The following is a 19,378-nucleotide window of genomic DNA, read 5'->3' as shown; positions in this document are numbered from 1 at the left end:
GAGGCCATGAAAAACTTTGAGGGTGGCTGTTTCATAAGTGTGGTTAACTCGAGACGTGTGGAGCTAAAAACAATCAGGCCCCCTCCGGCACATGACCCAACCGGCCAATAGAATGAAAAAGGCAACTGATAAATGCTGGGCAGGCAATCCCGCGTGGAATTAGCAAGAAAAAATGCGGATAACACAATACCCCTGTCAGTTGAGAACAAGGGATTTCCTAAGGGATACCTTAAAAACTACCAAGCTGAGACATTATCGGACAAACAGGCTTCTCCGTGCGATCACAATCAGCCCGATGATCCCGGAGCCAACCAACAAAGCTACCGGGGGGATGTGAACAGGAGCCACAGCAAGACCATCCAAGTGGCTACCTGAATGGAGAACGGGCTGACCAAAATCTAAGAATGGGATATTCCTTGCAATTTGTAATGTATTGAAATATGGCGTGATCCCTGGGAAATTCACATCAATTCCAGAAACCTGTTGAAGAAATTCCAGCGTACCAAGACCTTCTGATATTAAAAAAATACTTCCAGCACTGAGATTCTGCTTTAACCCAATGTTCACCACATCATCACTAAACGACCAAATTCCCGCACTTACACCAAAATTACCGGGATCAGGGACATTTTTACTTGAAACAATGGAATTGAAAGTAAGTGACCCAGGCAATTCCCTCTCAAATCCAAAATCATTGTCAGATGAAGACGAAAGGTGTAAGGCAAAGGTGGTCACCTGATCTCCTGAAGCAAATTCATTCACATTATTATTAAGCACTCCGCTTAGGTCCGTTACGACCATCGCTAGTGCTGCGTGCACGGGCAGCCACAGAAACAAAACGAAATTCAGAAATAAAATTATTCTCCAATCCCGTATCATATAGGCTTGTTCCTTAAAAATTAGAGCTCACCACACATATACTTTAAAATGCTGTGCAGCGTAGCTTAAAAAAGCAGAGACACTAGAACCAATATTTTTACGAGTGATGGGGGGAGTTGAAAACCGAAACTATTGACTGAATAATAGAAGTATGAAACTAAAACCACAGGACAAAGAAAAGAAACGCAACATTGAAAACGGAACAGATAGCAAAATAATAAAGTGGATAGAGGTTTATGTCAAGAAAACTGGAATGCCCCAGAAATGTGAACCAGCGCGAGGTTCGGTTTTCCGCAACCTGAGGAGGACCGACATGGAGAAGAAGCGATTCCTTAAAGAACAGATCGTGCGGATTATACGGGCGTCGGAGACGACCCCCATCGATGCGGCCACTCGGCGACCGACTTTCAGCCATCGCCAATGGGGGGCGAAACACCCTTTGATCTATGGCAGTCACCCCCTAATCAATTCATGATGGCTAAAATGGTTACTAACACGTAGTACTTTTTACGTAAAAAGGAGGTGCCAGATAACCGAAACTTGTCCAACCTATTAAAAATTGGACAGGAGATATTAAAACACACTATCTTTCGACTCCACAGATCTGAAAATGACTCCCCTATCGATTAAAACCTACCAAAATCGATATCATCGTGAACGACTCAGAAATTTCAGAAAAATTCGCTCGTACGCAGGAAAAATTATTTATGACGTTGAATGAGGCTATTGCCCTCAGCCGGACGGTTGCACGTCGGGTTTCAACATTTCCGGACCGACCCGAGCTGATCATCGGAATTGCCTGTGGCGGATTTTTAATGGCGAAGGTGATCGCATTAACCCTTGACATCCCCATGGAAACGATACGAATTCAAAGAAAAGGAAGCCTGATCAAAGAGAAGTTTTCAATGATTCCAGGGTTAGTGACCTTCACGTCGGCATGGTATCAAGTTCCCATCCTCAATTTTCCGCTTAAATATGCCATGAATCGATATTCATCCTTAGCCCCGTTTTCACCTCAACTGACTCCAAACGTTTACAAAAAGAACATTTTACTTATTGACGATGCTATCGAAACAGGTCAAACCCTCATCTCAGCAAAGGACATACTCAGCACGGCTGGAGCAAGTTCGATCAAAACTGCAGTTCTCGCCTGGTCGAATCACCCCGATATCACGCATAAGGAAGAAATACGACCAGACGTATTTATCGGACGGAGAGTCCAACATTTCCCTTGGTCGAGAAATAGCCCATACCGGCAGGACTATGAAAGCTGGCTCGTCCAACCTCATGCATGAGGCATGTGTTGCTAAGACCGAACAAGAAGTTATTATTGGTTGATCTTGATGGCGTTCTCGTCACAAGCATTGGAACGAACGGCCGAAACGACGCTGCGCTTTCTCCACTTCATGGCATGGATACCGGCGAATGTCTAATTAATAGCGGTGCGACAATTGCGATACTAACCCATCGACACAAAACCGAAGCGGAACAAATACTGAAATTGCTGAAGATCGATGCAACAAAAAATGTTCGGTTCTATGCCGCACAGGAACTTTGGGATTGCGCAATTAAATACAAACAAACCACACAGACCTTACTAAAAGGATTAAGAAAGAGTTTGATTTTACCGCGCATCAAAGATGAGCTCGGGTATGGCCCGGAAGACATTGCCGTGATAGATGACCGCATGGAAATTCTGTCGGACATGTCAAATGAAGGAGTAGGGTTGACTCTGTTAGCCCCCTTTCGAATGACCAATTCGAATGGGCACGTTCATCTGATTACATTTGACTTGTTAGAAGCACTTCGAGTATTCGAAAGGTGGAGCAAGGACATGTCTCTAAAGACCACGCAACACATCCACCTTAAAGAACGTGTGGTGGAAAACCAAGCGCTTCTTGCACAGAGCACCGTGATTGCTTTGAACCGCTGGGATTATTTTGCGTTGACACGAAAATTTGCCCGTACCCTTCGCCGCTCCATCTCGCAATGCCTGCCTACGACTTTTCGATCCTAGTATTTCTTCCATGAGGGATGGAAAACATTCCGCCGCCCCATTCATAGGACACACGAAGTTTATCGACAGACACGTTCCATGAGATCAGCAAATCGCCGCGCCAAGACCCGGCGGTCGAAATGCTCCAGCACATAGCGTCTGCCACTCGCCCCGAGCACGTGGCACATAGCCGGATCGCGAGACAGTTTCAATACTTGGCTGGCTAATTCTGATGAACTTTCCGGTTCAATGCAGATCCCCCCTCCCGCTGAGATGACAAGTTCAGCGCTCTCCCCTTCCACGCCAAGAATGACCGGCCGCTCCATGGCCATACTCTCGAAAATCTTAGAAGGAATTACCGTTTTAAAAATGGGGGATTTTTTGAGCAGGACAAGACTAACATGCGAAAGAGACCAGATTTCCGGCATCTTATCCTTCGGCTGCTGATCGAGCATCACGACATTGGACAATTTCATCCCATCCCGCATGGCCACAAGCCGACGCCGGTCGGCGCCGTCGCCGACAAGAAGAAACACAATATCCTTCCACTCGCTCAGGTCTTTGGCAGCCTCCAGGATCGTTTCAAGGTGGTGGGCCATTCCATGGGTCCCAAAATACGAGGCTACGAACTTTCCCTCAAGTCCTAATTCATGTGCCAAGCGAGTGCGGGCTGCGCTGGTCTTATACAAGGTGAAATCCACCCCGTTTTTAATGACCGTCACCTTTTCAGGGAGGATACCTTTCATGCATATATGCGACCTAAAGGCATCAGTGACGGCCACGATGTGGTGAGCATGGCGATAGGCAAACAACTCCAGAGCTTCTAAAAACCGAATCACTGGTCGATTGGTGATCGCTCCGACCGCCACGATAGACTCAGGCCAGAGGTCACGAATCTCAAGGATCCAGGGGGCACGCTTGAGGCGGCTGACCAGATAGCCTGCGAGCCCATTGAAAAATTGCGGAGAAGTGCTAAGGACCACATCACACCGTGAGAGAAACGGGGCGACAAGCACAGACGCAACCATATAGGACAGATAGTTGAGCGTCCGTTTCAGAAACCCTTCGTTGGCCGTCACATAGGTCCATAGCCGAATCACCTGAATGCCATTCCGGTTTTCACGGTGAAAGAGTTTGTTGCGATACCCCTCATAGACAATGCCGCGTGGATGGTTGGGTGCGCAGGTCACGACCGTAACCGAATGACCATCATTCACCCACTGCCGGCAGTGCTCAAAAGTGCGTGAGGCTGGAGCATTGACCTCTGGCGGGAAATAATGTGACAAAAACAGAATCTGCACGGGGTGGCCTTAGACAGATGCGGAGGTCTTGGTGATTCGGTAGGTAAGTGACAGGGGCAATGGCCCGGTACGGGTCAAGACAATTACACTCTGGTTGCACGCCACACCAAATTCAGGGAAGAACCATCCCTGTTCGACCTTCATATCGCCTGACCCAAGGTTCTCAATGCAAAGGAGTGCAATGCCGTCCTTGTCAGATATTCTGACTGTCTGACCAATCTGAGTGGCCTGGCACTCAGAATGTAAATGAACATAGCTGTCTATTTGGTGTGTCCCTCCCCCTTGAACTTCATCAGTAACCTTCCAGGACGAGGAACCATCGAACTCAATTGACCGTTGGTGAATCACCTTCCCGGGAAGCCGGGCGTATCCATTATGGGCACCTTTAAATTTCACGTGCCCATCGCCCGAATGTGTTAAATGCGCAAACAACGGATTGGCCCGCCGGGCCACGCGAAACACTCCCCAAACTTCGGATTGCTCCTGCCCGTCCACAACCACAGTATTATGTGCCTTCGTACTGCGGGCATAGGCGCGTTGGGGGCTGGGCTCATAGTCAAACACGCCGCTGTCCACAATAATGCGGCGACCGTTGAGGGACAATTCATAACTCAATGTATCGCAATGAGCGTGGGCAGGATTATAGTCAGGCCCGATTGACCCGCAATCGATGACCATCATATCTCCTCCTTTGCGTATGACAAAATATCCGCTGTCAGATTTGGCACAAGAGAAAAGACCTGCTGTAGGTGCCGGCACATGGTACCCCATGACCTCCCTGGCGTACTCAAAAATTCGTGACGGAGACAAGGCAATCTTGAATGCGGAATCGTTATACAATGGGATGTCTCCATCAGGGAGACAAATGTCATGTAAAAATTTTAGAGCCTGCACCGTCTTCTCCCTCACATGATCCATTTCGGGAAAGACCATGGCTTGTCTGGAAGACATCATCAGATTTAAGACATCTACGTAATCCATGACGCTAATCGAATGGTACATAGGGCTTCGCTCGAAGTGCCCGCCATCCGCCAGAAACTGTTCGTCGATTTCCTCGCGCAAAATCCTTAAACCCTTCTGCAACCACCGTTCGGCATCTCGACCTTCAAAAAACATTCCGGCAAAAAAAAGGGCAACACCATTTTTCAGATAATGGTTGGCCAGAAAGTGGTATTCAATACTTCGTTCCAGCCATAGCGCCTGCTGGTACAAACTCTTCAGCCATTCGGCCTTAAGTACTCCAGAGGAAGGCTCTTGCATTGTCCCCTTGCCTTCTTCCCGGTTATCAATGGAATCATGTGCCAGTGAAAGAAAGAACTTCACCCAATTTACAATCCGCAATGATGCCGCATAGGGTTCCCAGGCATCCGGCGTTCCAGATGGATTCTGTTCAATCCAATCCGAAATGACGTGGCACCGGCTTTCCACGGAACGATGAGGATCTTGGAGATAATCGAAATAATGCAGGTTGTAGCGCCAGAGTTTTGATCGGTCCCGGCACACCCAATCCATCTGGTCCTCATTAAACTTCACGCCTTGATTAAGAAAAACGAAACGGTAATCTTCTCCAGACGATTGTAAGACGGAAGGACTCGTCTTAATGGCAATGTTCGGTCGCCTCACAATCTGCTTTCGGGCGTGCTGAAAGGAAATCTGTGGAACAACCCGACGGAGGAAGAGATAGGCAAGTTGAGAAATCTTCAGATAGGCCAGAGTCCTGGCATACAGCAAGATACGGTTCATGAGGAATATCAGTCAGGTCAAAAGTTTAAAAACATGCACGGTCCCCGAAAGGGTCCGCTGATCTTGAAGATGTGCGCAACACGTAGCATAGAAATAGTCTTGGACCGCTACGGTTGAGAGGAAACACCCAAAAGAGTTCGGCGGACCGCCTCAAGATCAGCAGATTGCCAGCTCTCGAGTGTTTCCGGGTTTATAGTGCCCAAAGATTTTTGAACGCGCTGGCTTTGCGCAGCGAGTAGTCTATAGTCTTCGAGGCCCTCTCGGAAGGCCTCCCAGCGACGGCTGCTGACAATGCCATCTTCCGACTCATAGACCACGGCAAAGTCTGAGCGGTACCCATCAATATCAAGCCAGGCTGAGCTTCCCGTCGTATCACTATATGACCAGAACCCCACGCCCTTTGCCCCATAGTGCCATGCCCACCATCCAAGCATTCGATATTCATGCAACGGTGAATTAAGCTTCGCTGGTGACTTTGGGCTACTAATAAGCCACCATTCCTTGCGGAGCCCCTTATAAAATTCACCCAAAGGACCATGGAGGGCTGGTATTTGAGGTTGCCAGAAGTCTACCAGTGGGTCCAAATTCCGGAGATCGGACATCTCGATAGGCGAACTTCGTTGTACAATGGGATTCGCGTAAATCTGTATAGACGAATTCCACCTTTTAACTGTTTCAGCAAAAACCTTCACCAATTGTAGACCCGTGCGGTTCGGCTCATCGGTGGGATAAAAGGCCCATCGGTCTGGAGGCAGTCCTTTGGCAGAGAGATAGGCAAATACTTTTCCAACCCATGCAAGCAGCCGCTTTTTCGCAGCAGGATCAATCGTCTGTTTGGTTTTTGAAAACCCGAGGGGATTCCTTCCTGCATCCCAACCCATATAAAGGAGTAACATCCCATGTTGTTTGGCCAGCTCCACATTATTTACAAATTGACCTCCCTCTCTATCTTCCCAGGTGCCATCGAGGGCAAAGCCAGGAATTTCTTCCGGCTGCGTCACGAAAACATTGATACCGTGATCCACCAGATCACGGACAGCAGCTTCGGGATTATGGAAGATTGGCATATCTGAAGGGTACGCCCAATTGATCGCGCGTAAAGGTCTAATGGGGGTGACATCAGTGGCCGTGACGGTTGCGCTGCCGGGCACCGAGATAACACTACTGCTACTTTCAAAGCGAAGTTCGAAGCGATGAGTGCCGGGGCCAAGTGCCGTCAAATTCACATCCAGCCAAATATAGCTAGGTATGCCAGGCTGGACGGTCAATTGCCCCAGGTCGTTCAACGGGACAAGCGGGTCATAGACACGTTGTCCATTGGCCGCCACAACCAGTTTCACCTCAAATATTTTCACAGATCCGGCTGGAAGACCATCGATCGTAACGCGCAGACCGCTTGTGACGACCGCCTCCCCTACCACAATCCCAAGGCATGCAGACTCACGTTCCCCCGCGTACCCTCGTATATCAAGCTCAGACAGCGGATCGTTTATGCGTTCTCTCGCGTCAGCGGGCTCGATCTCTGCCCAGGGGTCCTGGACCCATGCATGCATCGCCCAGCGGTCCAAAGGCACAGCCATTTTCCTGGATTCCGCTTCTAGGATCCTTAAAAGGGCTTGACTAGTTCGATGCGTACTTTCTTTCAGGGCAGTTTCGACATTCGGGACGATAGATGTCTGTGCGGGCATTCGCCCAAGACCAGAAGGACGCCACTCGATCTCGTCCATAAACAAAAATTGGCCAGTGGCATGCACGACCATAACTAAGGCGCCGGTGGCTGCACTGATGTCGATATCTAGCCAATGCACTTCCTTGTCTTGTAGCTTCGCTGAATCCGAAGCCAGCGACCCGACCAGTTGGAGATTGTTCTGGCGGTCTGGCGCATATACATCAACTTGCCTTGGCACATCTACACCTGCATACAAACCTTTCACGGTATGCACCCGCAACATGCCGGCTTTGGGGGACTGCACCGAACTTCCATCATCAAGACGAAGTCGTATGGTGACTGGCGCGCGTGCGGACCATCCCACGGCCTCTTTTCTCTCCCACATGGGAAATGATGTGATTCTCCCGTCGGTAAGCTGACCGATGTCGCCTTCATCTGTAGAAAGGGAGTAGTTAGGTTTCTGCCCAAATTCCATGACAGTCAGCACGCCTGCCACGGCGTTGTCCGTAATACCGCTCAACACCATGATACTCATCACCATGTACAGAGACAGGATATGGAGCCGACTTCCCTGAAATGTCATTCTTTCAGATTGGCCAGGCTTCACGTCATCCGCAAATTGTCTGCAGTCCATCGTGTAAATTTTTCCTTCATTATTCACGGACAAAGTTGCATACCGCATGGGTTCACCCTCCCGAATAAAGTTTGTGACAATGATGGACAAACTCCTCGGTCCATTTTCCGGACGAAAAAGCCTTTGCGGCTTCCCGCGCGCCGCGTCGTAGGGAAGTTAACTGCTTCGGATTGTCACGGAGCATTTCCATTGCCACGACAAGTTGAGAAATCTGGCCCGGTTCAATGAGGATCCCGTTTCGTTCGTCCACGATTTCCGCTATCGCACCAATGCGGGAAGCAATGACCGGCATTCCAACAGTAAAAGCTTCCAGAATCACGCCTGGGTACCCCTCAGTCGGAATGCGGCTGGGAAGGACAAGAACGTCATAGCCGCCCAGTACCGTTGGAACCTCTTCAGGTAAGACTACTCCACAATATTTCGCTCCACTCTCGGCAAAGTCGGTCTCACCGACATTCCCAGTTAAGGGGCCGTACACGTCGACTGTCACATTCTTGACTGCCTTTGATGCCTGAATCAGATTATCCACACCCTTCATTTCGCTTACATGGCCGAGGTACACAAAATGACGTGCCCCTCGTTCATTCATTTCTTTGATCGGGGGCAACGCGGATGCCAAGACACGACTATTGGAGTACCAGTACACCGGTTGTGAAGAGATAGCGCTGAAGAATTTAACGGAACGATGCGTTTCAAATAAGACAATGTCCGCCGCCAGCACCGTATGACGAAAAATCCAACGGGCAGGCGCTGAAGCTTGAAGGTACCAATCAGGATAAAATCCGCCAAAGCCTCTGAAAATCCAGGGCCGCCGGAAAAGGCAACAGACTACCGCAAGGAGAGGACCGAAGAGCGCAGCACCAAGAATCGATGCATGGAATCCGACAACATCAACCTTACGGATCCGCCGCAACAGTGCCGAAAGATTTCGCAACGCGTGAATAAGGTTTTTCATTGTTGTGCGTTCAATCCGCGTCGTATTGATGACCTCAACCACCAGATCTTCCCGCTTACCTAATTCGCCGACGAGCTGACCAAATAGAACCGTCGCACCTCCCAGCGGTGGCGGCAAAGGTCCGACAAGAAGAATTTTCATCACGTACGTTTGGTTACCAAGGATAGACAGTAGGGGAAGGCCGGATGGATGCCTTTACGGGATTTTGCAGCAACACCTCCTATGAGGCAGCTTAACATTTCCAAACCCTGTTCGCCGGGCTTCCACCATAGAGCAGGCGATACTGATTAAGATTCGCCGACATGGTGAGTCTGTTTTTAGCGAAACGAATGGCCTTGTCTCTCAGACTTCCAAAATTGTTTTGATGGATGAATTGGAGGACTTGATCGGCAATATCGGTTTTCTCATCCAAAAGCATTCCTACACCGGCTGCTGGAAGCATATCACTGTAATCACCAATACCGCGTGTGAGGATGACCGGAAGCCCACAGGCTAAGTATTCGCCTACCTTCACCGGGCTCGCCACATTATTGACGGGAGTGTCGTGCCGCAAAATGATACCAATGTCGGCTGCTGACAAATACCGGTGGACGTCTTGATGGACACATCCCCGAACAAAAGACTGACCCGCCGGGAACTGGACCGTCTGAAGTTGGCCAGTCACTTCCGCTTGGCTTGTGGTTAAAAACAGTGCTTTACACCTATTATCAGCCGAACAAACCCTCTTCAAAAGGGATATGATGTCACCAATTCTTTGCCAGGCACTCATTCCGCCTGAGTAACACAACAGAATATCATTCTGATTGAGATGGAGCGACTGGCGAATCTCACTCCGAGCGTTCGAGTCAAAGAAAAATCTGGCTTCGTTAAAACATGACGGGATCACGGTCACATCGTGACGGCCGATCTTATCTTCCAGATATTCTTTGAGGTTCTCTGATACCGTAGTGAGGCGATCAGCTCGGCGGCCTTGCTGCAACTCGAGATGGGAAATGAACCGGGATTTCATCGTTGAGCCACTCGTGAGTTGTTTCTCCAACCCAACCAGTCCCCGGACATCAAAGATCGATATGGCATCGAGCTTTCGCGCCAACCTTCGGGCCCACATCGACCCGATAAACGACCGTGCATAGACATGGGTAATACCGGCACCTGCGAGTTCCGAGCGCATGGAGGCATAGACCTGCCAGCAGGAGTGCCAGTAACCCCAAGCACCGGCATGCGGCAAAAGAACAGGGAGCACATCAGCCCGTACATGATATTGCGCGGCGATCACTGCAACAGCCTCCTGCGCGCGCGATGGTGTAATTTCAGCACCTGCAAAACGACACGAATAGCCTTCCTGATTCAAAAACGATGCGACCGAGAGAACCTGCGCATGCAAGATCGCGCTATCAAGCGCTGGCCATTCTGGGACAAAAAACAGGACATTCTTGTCTGACCTATTCATTCGTTACCAAACTGATTGAGGGGTTAATACGGCCATTTGTCAAGGCCCCGGTGCATACCCGACAGACTTTGAACCTTGCCCTACAAGTGAAATGGCGGCATACACTCCCAAGGCCAACCAAAAAAGTTTTACATCCTGATACGTGACCGTTGCAATCATGAAACAGAAGCCAAGTACTCCGGAGAGAGCGATGCGACTTAGATGAATATCATTTGATTCGCCGCCTATCGCACTTCCCATCCGTAGTTTTCTGCCGGCAAAAATGGCAACGACAATAACACCGAGAAATAGCGCAAATCCCACCACTCCCGTTTCGACAAGAACCTGTAAATAGCTATTATGAACGGCAACATGATACCGATCATAAAAAGCCGACATGCCATTCCCGAAAATCGGGGAATCAAACCACATTTCCAGTGCCTGTTTCCATAATGTAAATCGTCCGGTTGCGCCCTCGTTGACGGCATCCCCAATACCAAAAATGCGCTTATTCAGGGCCGGAATGAACATGACGGCCATGGCGAGGGCTCCGGCGAAAACGCCAACTGGAATGATTCCCTTTACAAGGTTTCCACGCAAGAGATAAAGCCCCACCACGAGAGTAGTCGCGAGGAAACCGCTTCGGCTGTATGTGCCCACACATCCAATCGCCGTCATGCACGCAACGAAGGTCCAAAATAGCTTTCGTACCCCCGCACTTGCACTGTGAAAGGCCAGCGCGAGCGCCAGGGGAAAGACCAGACCCGTGCTGGTATAATTCGGCTCTTCACCGGGCAATACGAATCGCCTTCCGCTCTCACCACCATGGAGAATATTGATGCGGTCTTCAAGACCGAACTGATCATGAATATGCCTGGCTTCCATCATGCGATAGAGCACCGTCTGGTCTCCAAGCATGATATGAATAGCCTTAAGAATCGTGGCCAGTCCGGCCACGATCGCCCACCACATCAGTATTCTGCCAAGATCAACGGGCGTTTTTACCGTCAAGATCAGAATCACGAGTAAGACAACACCTTCGACATACTTCAAGTAGTACGGTAGAGCCAAGGTCATGTTTTCCGAGAAAACTGTTTGCACCGCCCCGAATAAGACGAAGGCCCCGGCAGCGAAAAGAACCTGGCTCGAACGGTGCAGAAGCCGCCCAAGGGAAGCGGGATACAAGACCACGTTTAATCCCAGAGTCAATGCCACCACAACGGAAAAAACATTCGGAACACCCACCGTCACCGCTGGAGCGTAAAAGATGAGCAGCAAGATGAGCAGCCCGTTACTGGGATTTCGAAAGATTAGGATCGTGGTCAATGCCAAAAATGCCGCAGGTGCGACAACTCCAAGACTCAGGACCGAGCACACGAAAACCAGTCCCCACAACGCCAGCAGCATTGCCATGTCCAGCCAAGCAAAACCTGAATAGATGCCCCCATCCAACGTTGCTAAAACCTTATCCTTATGCCAAGGCTGACTTTCGTGGGAAAATTCCATAGTTAGCATGTCGTGCAATTGCCTGCTCTCAATTTTTCATAAACTAACGTCTGTCTCAGACAAAATACAGAATCTATTCGACAGAATAGATCAAACATCTGGAACTTCTTTCTTGCCTCAACACTCTTCCGTATCTACCAGGTGGAAATTCCGACCTGATAACGACTACCTTGTGCTGTCCCCACGTGAATGAAAGATCGCGGTCTTATAACTCTCATGAATTTGTTCGCATACCTGTTGCCATGAAGGCATGTCCCGCGCAACGGATTGCAGTTCCTCACTACGGGGCTTTTCCATCTCTGTTGTGATGAGTGAAGCGAGACCTTCCGGAGAATGGGGATCGAATACAGAAATTAAGTGTTGTAAAGGACTTGCCACCGGAACATTTTTCGAGGCAATGACCCGGCAACCGGCAACAGCCGCTTCATACAGGGTTAACGGCATGACCTCGGAGAAGCTGGGAAGCACAAAAAGCTTAGCTGCACGATAGGCCGACGCCAGAATCGGATCATCATGGGCCAGACTTCCGGTAAAAATCACCTGCTTATTGGCTTGTGCACGGCAACGGGAAATATATTCCTCCTGTTCTGAACGAATGTTACCTATGATGACCAGGGGATACGGCATACGTTTCATAGCACAAATCAGGGTGAGTTGATTCTTCCGCTCTTCAATGGACGCCACGTTGAGCACAAAATCCTTTACGCCATATTTTTCCGCAAACAGCAATGGGTCAGCTGTTGCAAAAGATGACTTGAGTCCATTGGGAATGGTAGCAATTCGCTCAGAGGGGAGAGAAAAAACCGTGGATAAGAGCTTGCGTTCATTTTCATTTAAGGCGATGACCCTCGAGGCCGCATGGAGCATCAGATTTGCCCGTTTGAGGTCAGAATACATGCCTGGAATGAACGCCGACGATAAGACTTTCATCCGCATCAATGACGGGTGCAGATGAAATAGGTTGAGTACGGAAGAGACGATTACCGGTTTACCGGTTGCCATCGAACGTTGGACGTGAGAAACCACCGAGCCGTCAATACTGAACACATGGCATATATCCACATCAGGAATCTGATTGCGCCAGGGATCGTAGAAGATCACTTCGACCCCACGTTCCTCCAATCCCTTCGCTGTTTCCTCAATCTGAATTTGCAGTCCGCCCCTATTTAGTCCGATTCGCGGGTATGTGAGAAACAACACTTTCATTGGAGACCTTTTCCTATGATTTCCCGCTCCTGGCGCCGACATCGAGTCGATCGGCAAAGATACAACACAACTGCCGTACATCTTGATAGGTGACAGCCCGGAGCAAGACGAGAAAGGCTAATGTTCCACCCACCATACCCATCATCAGTCCTCCCGAGTAATCGATCATGCTGACTCCGATAAGGAGCGATAATAAAGGGATAGCCGCTCTGAGATGAGACGCATTAAGTGAGAGGAACATTGCGCCATTTCTTCCGGCCGCCACCCAAGCCCCAATAAAGTTCCCAAGCAGGGACGTGATAATTAACGCCATCGCGGCCCCCAGACCTTGGAATGTCGGAACAAGCCACAGTGCTGTGCCGATGCTGATGATCACTTGCGGAATGATCAACACAAACGCCTTCTGCGGGTGACCGGTTCCCACTAAATTTATTGAAAAGTAATAATTGACGATTGAAAGAGCGGTCCAGGCACACAACGCTTGCATGATGTTTACGCCACCACTATAGGCGCTTGAAAAGAGAATGGTCATCAGCGGATCGGCAATTCCAATAAGAACCGTGGCTGCCACGGCAAGTAACCCGGCGCCGATACGAATCGATTCGACCAGGAGGTCCGTCCCGGTACTCTCCCTTGAGGAGGCATACCCCAAAAGAACCGGCCTAATCGAGTCAAATAGGCGCAGCAATGCGCTCGGCAATTGCATGGATGTCGAAAAAATCGCCAGTGTGGCCGTACCCAGGTATGTCACCAGGATCGTGTCAGAGGCCTTCACCATAACCACCGATAGTAACGAACACCCGTACATCCACCCTCCGAATTTGATTATTTCCATCGCTGCCGGATGTCGAAGCACGAGACCAAACTGCTCGGGAAGCAGTCGCCAGGCGAGGCCTATTCCGAACACACGGGCTAGGATCATCCCCCACAAAAGCCCGGCCACGCCAAACCCGTAAAGCAATGCCGACACAGAAAAGACCGCCCTCAAAATTTCTGTCCCGACTCCCAAAGCCGATAATTCCCGAAACTTACCTGCCCCGACAAGCAGAGAGTTCACCATTTGAAAGTTAATTGCAAGGAATGCGAGTGGAACCCCCAACCAAGCATACTTCCTAAACTCAGGATATGGCCAAAGGGTTTCGAGAAAAGGAAGTGCGACCATGACCACAAGTGCGGTCATCATAGACGAGATGAATGCAATAGTCACAAAAAATCTGGCCGTTTCGATTACATCAGAAGGTTTACTTGAAGAGAGCATTTTTGTCGCAGTGTTTCGCAGTCCAAAATCTCCGGCGATCGCCGCAAAGTGGGACACCATCATAACCAAAAAATATACCCCCAACTCCTCTTTAGTCGTTAGACGTGCCGCCATGACCATGGTCATGAGCGCAGCCACCATCCCCAGAAGGTTTCCTGAACCGACCCAGAAAACTCCGGACAAGTATTGGAGAGCAGTTTTTGCCATGGATTACACTTGCAGACTTGTTACGGGAGCGATGAATATGTGATCGGCATGCCCCCTGCCTCCCACAAAAGACCCGTGCCAGAAACCTTCAAATTAATTTTCAGTGTCTTCCGAAAGATGTTGGTCTACCGGAAAGGTCGACTCCATGAAACAATTGGACCATATTCATAGTATTTTGTCCTCTTTGACCTTGTCCAGGAAATGGACAATAGCCTCTCCATGCCTGCCACTGTAAGGCAGCGAATTGAGGTCAGCGCAGAGGCTTTATATTTTTTACAGCAATCGTTCCAAGTGCTCAACGATTCGTTCTGCCGCCTTACCGTCCCATTTCGGAGGAATAGCGCCTTTTTTCCACTTGCCCTCCATCAATCGTGCAAGCGCCGGAGGGAGCTTGTTCGGATCGGTACCAATAAGTTCATTGGTTCCAATCGTAATGGTCTCAGGACGCTCCGTATTGTCACGCAGGGTCAAGCACGGCACCCCTAGTACCGTGGTCTCCTCGGTAATGCCTCCGGAATCGGTAATTACCCCACGAGCATGTTTCACCAGGTAGTTAAATTCCAGATAGCCTAGCGGATCGATATAGTTGAGTTGTGGGGTCCGGCTGTCGAGATCGCGAAGATTCTTGGCGGTGCGGGGGTGCACGGGAAACACCACAGGAAGCCCGTGTGTGCTCTCGGAAATAGCATGCAGAAGCCGCAACAATTGCTGATCCCCGTCGACATTCGCCGGTCGATGCAAGGTGACGACAAAGTAATGCTGCGCCTCAAGCCCGAGTGCTTCCCAACAGGAGGGTGGACGCAAGTTCGGAAGCTGCTTGAATAAGGTATCGATCATCGTATTGCCCACAAAGAAGATGCGGGAGTCCGAAACGCCGGACTGGCGTAGATTGTCGTTAGCCGTCTCGCTCGTAGTGAAAAACCAGTTGGTGATGGAGTCGGTGACGACTCGATTGATCTCCTCCGGCATGGCCCAGTCGCCCGAGCGGATGCCTCCTTCAACATGCGCCACCGGAACCTCCAGCTTACGGGCCACGATGGAGCAGGCCATAGTCGATGTCACATCCCCTACAACGAGAGTCAGGTCGCTTTTGTCCTTTAACAGCAGCCTTTCATACGCAACCATAATGGCGGAGGTTTGCTCAGCCTGCGTGCCTGACCCTACTTCCAAATTTATGTCTGGCTCGGGGATTCCGAGATCCTGAAAGAAGCTTCCGGACATAGCCCGGTCATAGTGCTGTCCTGTATGGATCAGTCGAAACCGTAACGGTCCACCCTGCCCCTCCGCCGCCTTCAGGGCGTCGATGATTGGAGCAATCTTCATGAAATTCGGCCTGGCTCCGGCAATCAGATCAATTCTTTTCATGGGTTTACCTGAAAATGAATAAAAAAGCTTGCATGAGGAACTGCTCCCCTTCGAAAAAGCCCGCGATCATGTGGGGTTTTTCAATGTGAGACGGGGACGGATGTCCACGTTTCGAAAAAAGTAATGATTAACAGGCTCGGAGAATTTTATGAGCCGGGAAATGGTTTCATCTCATTTTGCGCATGAGAAGCAACCACATCAACCCCCATCAACATCTGAAATTGGTTTCAGTCGATGCCGGGGAGCTCTGTATTTGTCACTATTTCTCTTTCTTAGCCTCGCAAGGATAATGTCTTACCTCTCAAATGAGCATGCGCCCTTACCCAAACCGCGTCCCTCTTCCAACGAAAATCTCAATGTGGATAAAAATTTAAAGCATCTGAATCAGCCGTTCACGACTAAACCAGTCAGTTTTCATACGACAAAGAACAGAATGGATGGTGTGTGTTATGGAATCTTCATCCTAGGCACAGATTCGCGGTTGGATCAGAATGGAGTGATCGAAGCATGCACCGGTCATTCATTGTTCATCCACTGCCTGATAAAGACGGGCCGATTTTTATGAGTCCGGTTTCCTCTTTACCAAAAAACACGGATTGCTAGATTCAGCAAGACCACCCCTGAGACGTATCTCAAATGGCGCATCTTGGACGAATATGCCTGCAGCAAGACCTCACAGACAAAGAAGAGAACAATGAGTTTAGCCATCATCTCGCCTACATGCACTGCTCCAATTTGAAACTTCAGCACTCCTGGTAACATTAATGCCAGGAAAAGTAATAAATAATCCATGGGGTTAGGCTGAAACCGTTTATCTTTGTCCAAATAAATCGCTAACAACAACCCGATGATCAGCAGAATAAAAAATCCCTGAAACAGTCCCGCTAGGGGCGATGCCGCTTCTGATAGGACATCTTCGACCCAATACAGAACGAACGTGGATCCCAGATAGAGTGCCATCCTGGTAGTGAGAAGAATCGATTTCTCATTCCCCAGCATACCAACCAACACCAACCCGACAAGTCCCAAAGCAAGATACGAAATCTCCGTAGGTATGGAAAAAGAAGAAAGCACCCCCAGCAGAAAAAATCCCATCATGCCGACCAACAGACCATATAGGCACCATTGGGAAAGCCAATGGTTCGAATCGACCCAATTTCGCCAGTACACTAACGCCTTACTCCATTTTCGAGAAGTATTTGGGTGCAATCGACCGGATCCCACACCATAATAAAACCCACCAAACCCGGCCAGCATGAGAAGATACATTCCCATTAGGAACTCATCATTACTCCAGCGGGCTCCATAAGCCATCATAACCAACATTAGTTGCAAGCCATAGAGAATGAGAACGACCTGATGATGTGAAAAACCGAGCGATAACAACTTATGATGAACGTGTTGCCGATCAGCCTTAAATGGAGATCCCCCTGAAAGCAGTCGTTGCATGGTTACTGCGACCAAATCCATCAACGGGACAGCAAAGATAAACATCACTAACCAGGAGCTGATCGGAGAGCGATCAGACTGCGTCAAAAGCAACGCCGACACACCCAATACAAATCCCAGAAACTGACTACCCCCGTCTCCCATAAAAACTCGTGCAGGATAGGTATTAAATCTTAAAAACCCCAGTAACCCACCCATGACCGGAAGCGTAAGATACAGGACTAAACTGTCATTGATTTGGTAGGCCAAATAAGCAACCAGTGCGAAGCTGGCAAAGGATAGGCCGCCCGCCAATCCATCCAGTCCATCCGAGAGATTCATGGCATTCGTCATCGTAACCAGAAGGAATATCGTCAAGGCAATGGATGCCCAGGAGGGCAGATCCACGCCAAATAGGGACGAAAGTGGTTGCCATGAAATTCCGGTGGATAGGGCAACTACTCCAGCCGCCAACACCTGCCCCATAAATTTGTAACGAACCGGCAAATCGAAAAAGTCGTCCAGACTCCCCATACAAACGATGATGAGGGCACCCGCCAACGTGCCAAGCACCACCTGATGGTGAGGTGCCCAATAGCCAATGGCAACCAACGCACCTAACGCAAAGGCAATGCCCCCAACTCTGGCGATTGGTTCTTTATGAACTTTTCGCAGATCCGGCTGATCGAGTATTCCCATTCTGGTTGCACCAAGCATGAGACATGGGGTCAAGAGGGTGCCAATCAAAATAGAGAGTAAAAATGCATAGAACAGGATCCCTGTCATTCACGCCTCAAACAGATGAGATAAATAAGGGCAATTTATGATTAAAAAATAACGCTGTGCGTCCGAGAACTGGGATCGAATTTTCGAAAAAATTTTTCACTCCAGCCCCGATAACCAATGAAAGGTCCTTGTCAGATCAACAATGATACCTTTCGACAAGAACAAATTTGTAAACACTTGCCGGGGGAGCAAGCAGAAGTTATAGGTTTTCTCTGAAGACGAATGAGCTAAACACTCAATTCAAACGCAAAAGTTACACCAAAAGTTTCAACCTGAGTTTATCCCGAGCAATTGATAAAAATGATCCGGATTCCGTAACAGCCCTATTGATTCAGCAGGTGAATCCGAACGAATTTCCTGTTCAAAGAGATCATTCGCTTTCCCTCATGACGGTTTGCTCGCGACCTTTTTAGAGATGCAGAAAAATCTCGACGAAAAGCCAAACAGTAGAATGCCCTGCACTCATTGAAAAACAAATTTTGAAACCGACCGATTTACCTGCCCCGAGTATTACGACGCAATATCGGGTAACACATCACCAGTTCTACAAGGATTTGAAATGGAAAAGGCGGAAATGAATTGAGGAAGATAAAAGAATTGAGGTGAAATTAATACCGAACCCATAGCACTTATGAAAATAATTATATTATTATAAATTCGTAAGATAAAATTATTAAGTGCAACAGCTGATAAACATACACAAATCGAATCGTGCATAGCAACTATTTATTAAAAGGAACAGCTAATAACATTCCAAATAAAGCAAAATATATACCGAATAGGTAACAAAAAATCGTGCAAATAAATTTATATTAATAACAAGTATTTAGGTATGAATTTTAGAAAAAACTAATTTAAAATCTGAAGTAATATGTATTATTAATATAACAGTGTTACTACGTAGTTATCAATTTCACTCGATTAATTTCAGACATATGTCTAGCGTTTTCAATGTTTTTTGACCATCGTAGGGGAGCTTTAAGCTGCGCAGGCTTCCCCCTACAACAATCCATTAA

Annotated in this window: 14 protein-coding genes; 3 read left to right on the top strand and 11 right to left on the bottom strand. The window is 48.8% G+C overall.

The window, feature by feature from the left end; all coding sequences use genetic code 11:
• Positions 1–252: 252 nt before the first annotated feature.
• Positions 253–762, bottom strand: coding sequence for a hypothetical protein (locus LX98_RS04410; RefSeq protein WP_496427741.1), 510 nt, complete (start codon positions 760–762; stop codon positions 253–255).
• Between the two features lie 430 nt (positions 763–1,192).
• Between LX98_RS04410 and LX98_RS04405 the strand changes: the two genes are divergently transcribed.
• The 3 genes from LX98_RS04405 to LX98_RS04395 all read left to right on the top strand — a co-directional run bounded on the left by LX98_RS04405 (position 1,193) and on the right by LX98_RS04395 (position 2,896).
• Complete coding sequence (locus tag LX98_RS04405) at positions 1,193–1,354, top strand: hypothetical protein (RefSeq protein ID WP_496427740.1); 162 nt, start codon at positions 1,193–1,195, stop codon at positions 1,352–1,354.
• Between the two features lie 232 nt (positions 1,355–1,586).
• Positions 1,587–2,174, top strand: coding sequence for a phosphoribosyltransferase family protein (locus LX98_RS04400; RefSeq protein ID WP_496427739.1), 588 nt, complete (start codon positions 1,587–1,589; stop codon positions 2,172–2,174).
• Positions 2,175–2,182: 8 nt separating this feature from the next.
• Complete coding sequence (locus tag LX98_RS04395; protein WP_496427738.1) at positions 2,183–2,896, top strand: hypothetical protein; 714 nt, start codon at positions 2,183–2,185, stop codon at positions 2,894–2,896.
• 59 nt (positions 2,897–2,955) lie between these two features.
• On the opposite strand, the gene LX98_RS04390 is transcribed toward LX98_RS04395, so the two are convergent.
• The 10 genes from LX98_RS04390 to LX98_RS04345 form a co-directional block, all read right to left on the bottom strand.
• Complete coding sequence (locus LX98_RS04390) at positions 2,956–4,176, bottom strand: glycosyltransferase (protein ID WP_496427737.1); 1,221 nt, start codon at positions 4,174–4,176, stop codon at positions 2,956–2,958.
• A gap of 9 nt (positions 4,177–4,185) precedes the next feature.
• A complete protein-coding gene (locus LX98_RS04385; RefSeq protein ID WP_496427736.1) occupies positions 4,186–5,919 on the bottom strand; it encodes a heparinase II/III domain-containing protein in 1,734 nt (577 codons plus the stop codon).
• A gap of 107 nt (positions 5,920–6,026) precedes the next feature.
• A complete protein-coding gene (locus LX98_RS04380; RefSeq protein WP_496427735.1) occupies positions 6,027–8,270 on the bottom strand; it encodes a glycoside hydrolase domain-containing protein in 2,244 nt (747 codons plus the stop codon).
• 4 nt (positions 8,271–8,274) lie between these two features.
• Complete coding sequence (locus tag LX98_RS04375) at positions 8,275–9,318, bottom strand: glycosyltransferase (protein WP_496427734.1); 1,044 nt, start codon at positions 9,316–9,318, stop codon at positions 8,275–8,277.
• Between the two features lie 91 nt (positions 9,319–9,409).
• The gene (locus tag LX98_RS04370; RefSeq protein WP_496427733.1) at positions 9,410–10,627 is read right to left on the bottom strand and encodes a glycosyltransferase; all 1,218 of its coding nucleotides are present in this window, start codon (positions 10,625–10,627) and stop codon (positions 9,410–9,412) included.
• A 39-nt stretch (positions 10,628–10,666) separates the two neighbouring features.
• On the bottom strand, positions 10,667–12,121 hold the full coding sequence (locus LX98_RS04365; RefSeq protein ID WP_496427732.1) for an O-antigen ligase family protein: 1,455 nt from the start codon (positions 12,119–12,121) through the stop codon (positions 10,667–10,669).
• Between the two features lie 156 nt (positions 12,122–12,277).
• Entirely contained in the window at positions 12,278–13,318 is a 1,041-nt protein-coding gene (locus LX98_RS04360; protein WP_496427731.1) for a glycosyltransferase, read from the bottom strand.
• Between the two features lie 13 nt (positions 13,319–13,331).
• Entirely contained in the window at positions 13,332–14,783 is a 1,452-nt protein-coding gene (locus tag LX98_RS04355; RefSeq protein ID WP_496427730.1) for an oligosaccharide flippase family protein, read from the bottom strand.
• A 273-nt stretch (positions 14,784–15,056) separates the two neighbouring features.
• Positions 15,057–16,148 (bottom strand): non-hydrolyzing UDP-N-acetylglucosamine 2-epimerase, encoded by a 1,092-nt coding sequence (wecB, locus tag LX98_RS04350; RefSeq protein WP_496427729.1) that lies wholly within the window; start codon positions 16,146–16,148, stop codon positions 15,057–15,059.
• 579 nt (positions 16,149–16,727) lie between these two features.
• The gene (locus tag LX98_RS04345; RefSeq protein WP_496427728.1) at positions 16,728–18,362 is read right to left on the bottom strand and encodes a glycosyltransferase family 4 protein; all 1,635 of its coding nucleotides are present in this window, start codon (positions 18,360–18,362) and stop codon (positions 16,728–16,730) included.
• Positions 18,363–19,378: the final 1,016 nt, after the last annotated feature.

It is taken from the genome of Nitrospira marina, assembly GCF_059568365.1.
The sequence above is the reverse complement of the archived record's forward strand: the minus strand, read 5'-3'. Positions and strand labels throughout refer to the sequence as shown.

Excerpts from the sequence above, each read along its gene's own strand:
- LX98_RS04375 (WP_496427734.1), bottom strand. The coding sequence starts at position 9,318 with ATGAAAATTCTTCTTGTCGGACCTTTGCCGCCACCGCTGGGAGGTGCG.
- LX98_RS04385 (WP_496427736.1), bottom strand. The coding sequence starts at position 5,919 with ATGAACCGTATCTTGCTGTATGCCAGGACTCTGGCCTATCTGAAGATT.
- LX98_RS04355 (WP_496427730.1), bottom strand. The coding sequence starts at position 14,783 with ATGGCAAAAACTGCTCTCCAATACTTGTCCGGAGTTTTCTGGGTCGGT.
- LX98_RS04365 (WP_496427732.1), bottom strand. The coding sequence starts at position 12,121 with ATGCTAACTATGGAATTTTCCCACGAAAGTCAGCCTTGGCATAAGGAT.
- LX98_RS04380 (WP_496427735.1), bottom strand. The coding sequence starts at position 8,270 with ATGCGGTATGCAACTTTGTCCGTGAATAATGAAGGAAAAATTTACACG.
- LX98_RS04345 (WP_496427728.1), bottom strand. The coding sequence starts at position 18,362 with ATGACAGGGATCCTGTTCTATGCATTTTTACTCTCTATTTTGATTGGC.
- LX98_RS04405 (WP_496427740.1), top strand. The coding sequence starts at position 1,193 with ATGGAGAAGAAGCGATTCCTTAAAGAACAGATCGTGCGGATTATACGG.
- wecB (WP_496427729.1), bottom strand. The coding sequence starts at position 16,148 with ATGAAAAGAATTGATCTGATTGCCGGAGCCAGGCCGAATTTCATGAAG.
- LX98_RS04370 (WP_496427733.1), bottom strand. The coding sequence starts at position 10,627 with ATGAATAGGTCAGACAAGAATGTCCTGTTTTTTGTCCCAGAATGGCCA.
- LX98_RS04360 (WP_496427731.1), bottom strand. The coding sequence starts at position 13,318 with ATGAAAGTGTTGTTTCTCACATACCCGCGAATCGGACTAAATAGGGGC.
- LX98_RS04400 (WP_496427739.1), top strand. The coding sequence starts at position 1,587 with ATGACGTTGAATGAGGCTATTGCCCTCAGCCGGACGGTTGCACGTCGG.